The organism is Maricaulis sp. B-26, from assembly GCF_056857855.1.
On record NZ_JBSXNX010000011.1, the window covers coordinates 126,307 to 134,071 of the forward strand.

A 7,765-nucleotide genomic window follows, 5' to 3' on the forward strand; every position below is an offset into this window, starting at 1 on the left:
CTACCAGCCTTTCAGGAGCGGCGGTCGAGGATGAAGTCGACGGCCTCTCTCAAAACATCTGCGCGCGCGCCGAACGTTTCAAGGTGATCCTTGGCCTGTGCGGCCAGGTGTCGCGAACGGTCCCGAGCGCCTTCAACCCCCAGAATGGTGACAAAGGTGGCTTTTCCTTGACCGGCATCCTTGCCCACGGCCTTGCCGGTCTCCGCCTTGTCGCCCGTCGCATCCAGGAGGTCGTCTGTGATCTGATAAGCCAAGCCGAGGTCGTGAGCAAACCCTTCGAGCGCCCGACGTACATGATCTTCCACCTCGGTGAGGATGGTCGCGGTCTCCACCGCATAGCTGATCAGAGCGCCGGTCTTCATGCGATGCATGCGCGTGACCACGGAAATATCGAATGCCTCGGTCTCCGCACGGATGTCGATCATCTGGCCGCCGACCATGCCGTAGGGACCCGATGCGCGCGCCAGGCGCTCGACGAGACGGGCCCGCACGCTGCCGCGCTGATGCGTGTCGGGATGGGCGAGAATTTCGAAGGCGACCGATTGCAGACCGTCGCCGGCCAGCACGGCCGCGGCCTCGTCATAGGCCTTGTGCACGGTCGGACGCCCGCGCCGCATATCGTCGTCGTCCATGCAGGGCAGGTCGTCGTGAATGAGCGAATAGGCGTGGATGCATTCCAGCGCGCAGGCCGACCGAAGGGCGCCGCGCTCGTCCGCATTGACGAGCTTGCACGCCTCGAGCGCCAGGAAGGGGCGAAGCCGCTTGCCCGGCCCCAGCGCCGCATAGCGCATGGCGGAATTGAGATGGGCTTCCGGACCCTCCGCTCGCGGCAGGAGGGCGTCGAGCGCCACGGTGACGCGGTCGGCCGCTTCGTTCAGGCGCTTTTCGAAAGAATCCATGCGTCCACCTAGTGCAATCGCGAGCCGTTGGGCGCCGCCTGGTCCGGCGCGATGAGGATGATGGCGCCATTGGCGTCGGACACGCCGAGCGTCAGCACTTCCGAGCGCATCGGGCCGATCTGGCGCGACGGGAAATTGACCACCGCCATGACCTGACGCCCGACGAGGGCTTCGGGTTCGTAGTGTTCCGTAATCTGCGCCGAGCTTTTCTTTTCGCCCAATTCCTCGCCGAAATCGATCCAGAGCCGGATCGCCGGCTTGCGGGCCTCGGGAAAGTCCTCCGCACGCACGATGGTGCCGACGCGAATATCGAGCTTCAGGAAATCCTCGATGCTGGCCGGCGGCGTAGTCTCTTCCGACATGGCTATTCGAATCCGGCCGGTTCCGTCGCGGGCGCGCCATCCTCGCCCCGCACGATCTTCTCGACCTTCAGCTCGGCGCTCTTCAGCTTGCTGTCGCAATGCGCCCGAAGGGCAGCGCCGCGCTCGTAGATCTCGATCGATTTTTCCAGCTCCACCTCGCCGGATTCGAGCTGCTGGACGATACGTTCCAGCTCGGCCAGGGCCTGCTCGAAACTGAGGGCTTCGATATCGCTGTTCGGCGTGTCGGACATGGGTGCGTCTCCGTCAGTCGGGGCAGCATAGGAAGGGCGTTGCCGCGCGGCAATCCGCGAAAGACTAGCGCGGCCTGTATTCGTAGCGACGCCAGGACCAGTAGGTGTCTCCACCATCGCGCACGCACTGCCAACCCCTCGCCCGCAGCGAGGGCCGCATCATGCGATTGAACCAGCCATGGGCGCACAGCAGGACCGGTCCGGCCGCCGCAGCCTCGATCAGGCGATCCGCGGCCTGCTCGGCACGTGCCTCGGCCTCGTGCCGGCTTTCCCGGCCGCGCGACAGGCCGCACCACCAGGAGCACCGGGCGAATACGCCCCAGGTCTTGGCCATGAACACCCCGGGGATCGGCGGCGGCGGCAATTCCGCCTCCACGAAGACGGGATCGATCACGAGATCCCGGCCCGGTGCAGCCGCTTCGGCGGTCTCGATGGACCGGCGCAGCGTGCTCGCAAAGACGGTGTGCGACTCCTCCGCGGCAGAGACAAGCTCAGCAGGCGCGTCCTGGCCCGGCACCAGGGAGGACGGCTGATAGATCTCGTCCCACCAGTGCTCGTACCCGCGCCAGCCGAGCCATTGCTCGCGGTTCGCATCCGGCCGCCCGTGGCGGGCGATCGTGATACTGCCGGGCTGCGAGGAAGAAGGCTGGAGCTGGCGGTCGGTCATCAATCGTCACGCGGGGCGGGAAAATCGGTCGGAGCGCCCCGTCGCTGCTCGTCCGAAAATCGGGCTTACGCCTGGACGAGCGCGTCGACGAATGCCGCCGCCGAGCGTCCCAGAGCCGGGCAGTCGTATCCGCCCTCCAGCACGGATACAAGCCGGGAAAACGCAAACTCGGCCGCAATGCCAGCCAGCTCTTCCGCTGCCCAGGCGTAATCCGCCTCGACCAGGCCGAAACCGCCCAGCGGATCGTCCGCATGCGCATCGAAGCCGGCCGAAACGAGAATCAGCGAGGGCTGCGCCTTGCGAAGCGCCGGCACGACCTGCTGCGAGAAGGCCGCGCGCCAGGCCTCGCCCCCGGTTCCGGCGGGAAGCGGCACGTTGAGAACATTGCCGTCGATACCGGTCTCGTCGGCATTGCCGGTCCCCGGATAGAGCGGTGCCTGGTGCAGCGAGGCGAAGAAGACGCGTTCGTCCTGCTCGGCCATCGTCTGGGAGCCATTGCCGTGATGGACGTCGATATCGACGATGGCCACCTTGGGCAGGGCGTGCACATCGAGCGCGTGCCTGGCCGCGACGGCGACGGAATTGAACAGGCAAAAGCCCATCGCCTTGGCGGGTTCGGCATGGTGACCCGGCGGCCGGGCAAGCGAGAACACCGCCCCCTGCCCGTCCGCGACGACCCGGTCGACACCGGCCAGCGCGCCGCCAGCGGCCGCAAGAGCGGCGGTGGCGGACCGGTCGCAGACCGGCGTGTCGTAATCGAGATTGACCCAGCCGTCCGGCCCGGCCTCGGCGCAGGCGGTGAAGACCCGGTCGACATGCTCCACCGTATGAAAGCGCGCCAGCGCCTCGACCGGCGCCTGGGGTGCGTCGCGCCAGTCCACATCGGGAATTTTCTGCAAGGCCTCGCGCACGGCCTCATACCGGGCGGGGACTTCCGGATTATCCTCGGGGACGCGATGAAGCAGGCTGGCGGGGCTGTCGAAGACGGTGGTTTTCATGACCGCCACTCTGGGACGAAGGGACCCCGCTCGCCAAGCTTTTTTCGGCCGGCATCACAGCCGGGTCACGCGCGCATCATTGCGTCTTCCGAAGCCACCAGCATACGGCCCGGCAAAAGCACGACTTCGGGCATGAACTCGCCGTAGTCGCAGACGATCTCCTCGCCCGGGGCGATATCCCGCGCGGCCACGCCATTGCCGTCCTCGCGGAAGCGCAGATTGGGCTCGGCGTGATGGTTCAGGAAACGCGCATTGTCGCCATCGAGCAGATAGCCGCCCAGCGTCCTGTCGAAATAGGCATGGCGCTGCATGAACTGGCGGTAGACATGGGGCCGCTCGAGGAGTTGGGTCTCGCTGAGAACGATATCCACGGCGGGGTCGAGCACCCAGACGAGGGTGCCTTCGGGAATGAATTGGGACGCGTAGACGCCCAGCCCTTCGAGCGGGCTCGGCGCAAGACAGGTTTCGACCAGAAGCATGGGTCTGACACTCCGGCCGGACGCGTCGACGTCCGGCGAGAAAGACGCGGCCGGCAACCCGGCCGCGGAGTGCGACGCTCCAACGCCCATATTGGCAAGTTTTCGAAAAGCGCAAGCGGGATTCTGCCCGGACGCCCTAATGCCCCAGCGTCACATTCATGATCTTCACGCCGGGCGGCGCCGGCACATCGTCCGGAACGAAGAAGTCGGGCAGGAGCTCGATGCCCGGCTCATAGCTGTACTGCTCGAGATCGCGCTCGCCCTCTTCCCAGAGGAAGGTGTCGTCAATGATGAAATTTCCGGTGAAGTCCTTGGCCGGCTTGGTCAGGACGCGATAGGCCGTCTCGGCCAGGATTTCCGGCTTGCGGCAATTCTTCATCGCATTCTCGTCGGCCAGCACGTTCGAGATGGCCGCCGTCGCGACGGCGGTCCGCGGCCAGATTGCATTGGCGGCGATGCGGCCCTTGAACTCCTCGCCCCAGCCCAGCACGCACAGGCTCATCTGGTATTTCGCGCTGGTATAGGCAACGTGCGGACCGAACCAGAGGCCGCGCATGTCGAGCGGCGGCGAGAGGACGAGAATGTGCGGGTTCTCGGCCTTTTCCAGATGCGGCAGGCATTTCTGCGTGACCATGAAGGTGCCGCGCCCGTTGACGCCATGCATCAGATCGTAGCGTTTCATCGGCGTGTCCGCCGTGCCGCGCGGATAGATGGCCGAGGCATTGTTGACGACGCAGTCGATCCCGCCGAAGCGCTCGACCACGGCAGCCACGGCCGCTTCGACCTCGGCTTCCTCGCGGATATCGCATTTCACGGCCAGGGCCTGGCCGCCAGCCTTCTCGATCGCTTCCGCCGCCGAATGGATCGTGCCTTCCAGCCGGGGGTGCTTGCGGTCGGATTTGGCCGCGATGACGATATTCGCCCCGTCGCGCGCACAGCGCTCGCCGATGGCGAGACCGATCCCGCGCGACGCGCCGGTGATGAAAATCGTCTTGTTCTTCAGGCTCATGCCGCTCTCCCCGGATTGAGTTCGGGAAAGAGACTAGAGCATTTTCAGCAAAAGTGGGTACCGGTTTTGCGGTTCGAAACTGCGATCCCGAATTTGCGAAGTTACAGCCCGCGCCAGACCCGGCCGCGCGGGCAGTACAGGCCTTCCTCGTTCCGGCAGCTCTCGAAGGTGAAGAGCACCGTTTCGGCCCGGCCGACGACATTGGCCAGCGGGACGAGACCCGGGCCGCCGCTGACGCGGCTGTCGCGCGAGGCGTCGCGATTGTCGCCCATCACGAAGACCGTACCCGGGCGCACCGTGATCGGCCCGTAATTGTCGACGGGATAATTGTCCGAGCGCTCATAGATCGGATGCTCGCGATCGCCCGGAAGGACTTCCGTGTAGTGGGAGACCGTAACGATCTCGCGCCGGCGGTCGTCCTCGCGATAGCTGCGGATATCCTCGAGCACGCGCGGCACCGGCTCTCCGTTGAGATAGAGCAGGCCTTCGCGCACCTCGACCGTATCGCCGGCCACGCCGATCACGCGCTTGATCAGATTGCGCGGCGGGCTCTGGTTCTCGTCGCGGAAGACCACGACGTCGCCGCGCTGCGGATTGTGCCAGGACAGGCGCGCATTCCAGCTGTCCGGCAGGAGATAGCCGGCGCCGAGCGGCAGGGAGTGCCGCGAATAGCCATAGGCCCATTTGGACACCAGCACGCGATCGCCGACTTCCAGCGAGGGCTGCATGCTCTCGGAGGGAATGTGGAAGGCCGCGAACCCGAAGGTCACCAGGCCGAGCCAGACGGCAGCCACACCGCCGAGAAAACGGACGGTTTCCATGAATTCGTCGGCGGCCCGGCCTGCCAGGCGCTTCATAAGGGGATTCATTTCAGTTTCACCGCCGTTCCATAGGCCAGTATTTCAGCGGCGCCTTCCATAACAGACGAGGTGGAGAGTCGCACGGTCACCACCGCATCGGCTCCCAGCTCTTCCGCATGTTTCGCCATCCGGTCGAGCGCCTGTTCACGCGCTTCGGACAGGAGGCTGGTATATTCGGGAACCTCGCCACCGACGATATTGCGCAGGCCGGCGATGAAATCGCGGCCGAAAAAGCGCGCCCGGACCACATTGCCGCGGGCGATTCCGACCACATGGTCGATCTCCCGGCCCGGCACGAGGTCGGCCATGGTGACGATCAAGCTCATTCCCAGTCCCCCTCGGCACCGTCCTCGTCGTCCGGCACCCTCAGATACATCCAGGCGACGCCGGCCGCCGCCATGGCCCCCATGACCATCACGGTCAGGGACAAAGGATGCGGCGGGACGATGCCCGCGATCGCGCCCAGCGCCAGCAGGACGAGATAGCAGCCCAGTCCCGACAAGGTCAGGATGGCCGGTCCGTGATCCCAAATTCTGGCTAATGACACCTGAACGAAACCTGTCTCAACGCACTTCGACTTCCCGAATACGTCGAAACCCGCGCACAACCAAGCGCCCGAACGCCATATGACAGCATTTTCAGACAAGGCCGTGGCATGATCGCCGCAGAAGCTGCTGGACGGAACCACCGGACGGTCCGGCGAGGGACAGCGGCCCGGCGAGTCCCGCTGGCATGGCAAGGCCGACCGGCGCAGGATGGGGACACCAAGGAGAAGCCGGCATGTCCCAGACCATTCACGACGCCCCGAACGCCCCCAGCACCGACCGCGACGACAAGCTCTTCGCGGCCCTCAATTACGGCCTTTTCCTGCTCGGCAATGTGATCGGTCTGACCACGCTGATCGCCCTCATCATCGCCTATGCGCGCCGGCCCGCCGCGCCGCACTGGCTGCAATCCCATTACACCTTCCAGATCCGCACCTTCTGGATCGCGGTCGCCGGCTTCGTCGCCTCCAGCATCCTGATCATGACCCTGCTGCTCTCGCCGATCGGCGCGCTCGGCATGCTGCTGACCTGGGTCTGGATTTTGGTGCGGGCGGTCGTCGGACTCGTGCGGCTCATCGACGGACGCGGCCATCCCGATGTGCAGACCTACTGGATCTGACGCTCAGTCCTGGACCGTCTCCGGCTGCGCCAGCGAGGCGAACTCGGCCAGTTCGGACGCGTATTCCGTGCCTTCCAGATCCGCCTTGCGCGCGGCCAGTTTCGCGACAGCGCTCTGGCCGGCGAGCCGCTCCATCTCCCTGAAGGCCGAATCGGTCGCCGAGCCCTGATGAGTGAGGAACAGGGCAGTACGCGGCAGGCGCGGCGCGGCGAATTCAAGAAAAGCCTTGACCGGCGTTGCCGCATGGGATGCCCAGACCGGGCCGCCCGCGACGACGAGATCGTAGTCCTCGACCGATTGGGGCGGCATGGCGGCTTCGGGCATATGCCCGCGCACACTGTCCAGCACGGCGCGCAAGGGCCCCCAGAAACCCGGCCGGTAGTGCTCGCACCGGATCTCCGCGAGCTCCCCGCCCAGAACGCGCGCCAGATCCTCGGCGACTGTCCGCGTGGTTCCCGAAAGCGAATAAAAGACGACCAGGGTCTTCATAAGCATACCTCTCCATCCTGCTTGCCGGACAGAGTGACAAGCGGAACGAAGGGCAGCATTGACCTGGCGCAAGCCGGCGTGGGCAAGGCGCGATGGCTGATTTGGAAACGGTCGGTGTTCGCGGGCTTCAATATCGCGAACCCCCTGCATCATAAGTGAAAATGTGTCTGTCCCAAAGGATTGAGCATGTTCCACTCAGACCGGCACCCTGACGATAGTCAGGACACGGCTATCCAGCCGGTCACCGCCATCCGGTTTGAGTTCCGCGCGTCTCTATCCCGCTTTGTGAGCTGGGTCCCGGCTTTCGCCGGGATGACGGCATATGGGGCGGAGACAAGAACTTATCCCCACCCTCAAGACCTCCCGCATAATCACCCTCGTTCTCGCACCGCTCGAGGCCCGGCCTGGTTCGCCGGGGGTGTGGGGAGTACGGAGCCTGCCCGTCTCTGTCGGCTGACCGCGACAGGGCCCGGTGGTGGCCATCGGTAAGGAGAGGCAGCAAAAGCGCTGACTGTCTGTCCAGACCGGTTTCGAGAGGGAGCCCGTGAGGGCTCCGGTAAATCTCCGTGTGCAGGATGTCCCTGATG

General features: G+C 65.3%; 12 protein-coding genes. 1 reads left to right on the forward strand and 11 read right to left on the reverse strand.

From position 1 onward, the window contains the following. Positions 1 to 11: 11 nt before the first annotated feature. From AC13HB_RS01775 to AC13HB_RS01820, 10 genes are all read right to left on the reverse strand, one after another. On the reverse strand, positions 12 to 899 hold the full coding sequence (locus tag AC13HB_RS01775; protein WP_482948000.1) for a polyprenyl synthetase family protein: 888 nt from the start codon (positions 897 to 899) through the stop codon (positions 12 to 14). Between the two features lie 8 nt (positions 900 to 907). Continuing rightward, positions 908 to 1,261 carry a tRNA-binding protein gene (locus AC13HB_RS01780; protein WP_482948001.1) on the reverse strand — a complete coding sequence of 118 codons (354 nt, stop codon included), beginning with the start codon at positions 1,259 to 1,261 and terminating at the stop codon, positions 908 to 910. Positions 1,262 to 1,263: 2 nt separating this feature from the next. Further along, positions 1,264 to 1,512, reverse strand: coding sequence for an exodeoxyribonuclease VII small subunit (locus AC13HB_RS01785; RefSeq protein WP_482948002.1), 249 nt, complete (start codon positions 1,510 to 1,512; stop codon positions 1,264 to 1,266). Positions 1,513 to 1,576: 64 nt separating this feature from the next. Then, positions 1,577 to 2,179, reverse strand: a complete 603-nt coding sequence (locus AC13HB_RS01790; RefSeq protein WP_482948003.1) for a histidine phosphatase family protein — start codon at positions 2,177 to 2,179, stop codon at positions 1,577 to 1,579. A gap of 65 nt (positions 2,180 to 2,244) precedes the next feature. Then, positions 2,245 to 3,177 carry a histone deacetylase family protein gene (locus tag AC13HB_RS01795; protein WP_482948004.1) on the reverse strand — a complete coding sequence of 311 codons (933 nt, stop codon included), beginning with the start codon at positions 3,175 to 3,177 and terminating at the stop codon, positions 2,245 to 2,247. A gap of 65 nt (positions 3,178 to 3,242) precedes the next feature. Next, the gene (locus AC13HB_RS01800) at positions 3,243 to 3,656 is read right to left on the reverse strand and encodes an SET domain-containing protein (RefSeq protein WP_482948005.1); all 414 of its coding nucleotides are present in this window, start codon (positions 3,654 to 3,656) and stop codon (positions 3,243 to 3,245) included. A gap of 136 nt (positions 3,657 to 3,792) precedes the next feature. Further along, entirely contained in the window at positions 3,793 to 4,665 is an 873-nt protein-coding gene (locus AC13HB_RS01805) for an SDR family oxidoreductase (RefSeq protein WP_482948006.1), read from the reverse strand. Between the two features lie 101 nt (positions 4,666 to 4,766). Beyond that, entirely contained in the window at positions 4,767 to 5,534 is a 768-nt protein-coding gene (lepB, locus tag AC13HB_RS01810) for a signal peptidase I (RefSeq protein ID WP_482948007.1), read from the reverse strand. Next, positions 5,531 to 5,851, reverse strand: coding sequence for a YbjQ family protein (locus AC13HB_RS01815; protein WP_482948008.1), 321 nt, complete (start codon positions 5,849 to 5,851; stop codon positions 5,531 to 5,533). The genes lepB and AC13HB_RS01815 overlap by 4 nt, the downstream gene beginning before the upstream one ends. Then, positions 5,848 to 6,072 (reverse strand): hypothetical protein, encoded by a 225-nt coding sequence (locus AC13HB_RS01820; RefSeq protein ID WP_482948009.1) that lies wholly within the window; start codon positions 6,070 to 6,072, stop codon positions 5,848 to 5,850. The genes AC13HB_RS01815 and AC13HB_RS01820 overlap by 4 nt, the downstream gene beginning before the upstream one ends. Before the next feature lie 233 nt (positions 6,073 to 6,305). On the opposite strand from AC13HB_RS01820, the gene AC13HB_RS01825 reads away from it, so the two are divergent. Beyond that, the gene (locus AC13HB_RS01825; protein WP_482948010.1) at positions 6,306 to 6,689 is read left to right on the forward strand and encodes a DUF4870 family protein; all 384 of its coding nucleotides are present in this window, start codon (positions 6,306 to 6,308) and stop codon (positions 6,687 to 6,689) included. A 3-nt stretch (positions 6,690 to 6,692) separates the two neighbouring features. On the opposite strand, the gene AC13HB_RS01830 is transcribed toward AC13HB_RS01825, so the two are convergent. Further along, positions 6,693 to 7,184 (reverse strand): flavodoxin family protein, encoded by a 492-nt coding sequence (locus AC13HB_RS01830; protein WP_482948011.1) that lies wholly within the window; start codon positions 7,182 to 7,184, stop codon positions 6,693 to 6,695. Positions 7,185 to 7,765 lie beyond the last annotated feature (581 nt).

Bases quoted from the DNA above. Each gene is read 5' to 3' on its own strand.
- AC13HB_RS01775 (WP_482948000.1), bottom strand. From the start codon at position 899: ATGGATTCTTTCGAAAAGCGCCTGAACGAAGCGGCCGACCGCGTCACC.
- AC13HB_RS01780 (WP_482948001.1), bottom strand. From the start codon at position 1,261: ATGTCGGAAGAGACTACGCCGCCGGCCAGCATCGAGGATTTCCTGAAG.
- AC13HB_RS01785 (WP_482948002.1), bottom strand. From the start codon at position 1,512: ATGTCCGACACGCCGAACAGCGATATCGAAGCCCTCAGTTTCGAGCAG.
- AC13HB_RS01790 (WP_482948003.1), bottom strand. From the start codon at position 2,179: ATGACCGACCGCCAGCTCCAGCCTTCTTCCTCGCAGCCCGGCAGTATC.
- AC13HB_RS01795 (WP_482948004.1), bottom strand. From the start codon at position 3,177: ATGAAAACCACCGTCTTCGACAGCCCCGCCAGCCTGCTTCATCGCGTC.
- AC13HB_RS01800 (WP_482948005.1), bottom strand. From the start codon at position 3,656: ATGCTTCTGGTCGAAACCTGTCTTGCGCCGAGCCCGCTCGAAGGGCTG.
- AC13HB_RS01805 (WP_482948006.1), bottom strand. From the start codon at position 4,665: ATGAGCCTGAAGAACAAGACGATTTTCATCACCGGCGCGTCGCGCGGG.
- lepB (WP_482948007.1), bottom strand. From the start codon at position 5,534: ATGAATCCCCTTATGAAGCGCCTGGCAGGCCGGGCCGCCGACGAATTC.
- AC13HB_RS01815 (WP_482948008.1), bottom strand. From the start codon at position 5,851: ATGAGCTTGATCGTCACCATGGCCGACCTCGTGCCGGGCCGGGAGATC.
- AC13HB_RS01825 (WP_482948010.1), top strand. From the start codon at position 6,306: ATGTCCCAGACCATTCACGACGCCCCGAACGCCCCCAGCACCGACCGC.
- AC13HB_RS01830 (WP_482948011.1), bottom strand. From the start codon at position 7,184: ATGCTTATGAAGACCCTGGTCGTCTTTTATTCGCTTTCGGGAACCACG.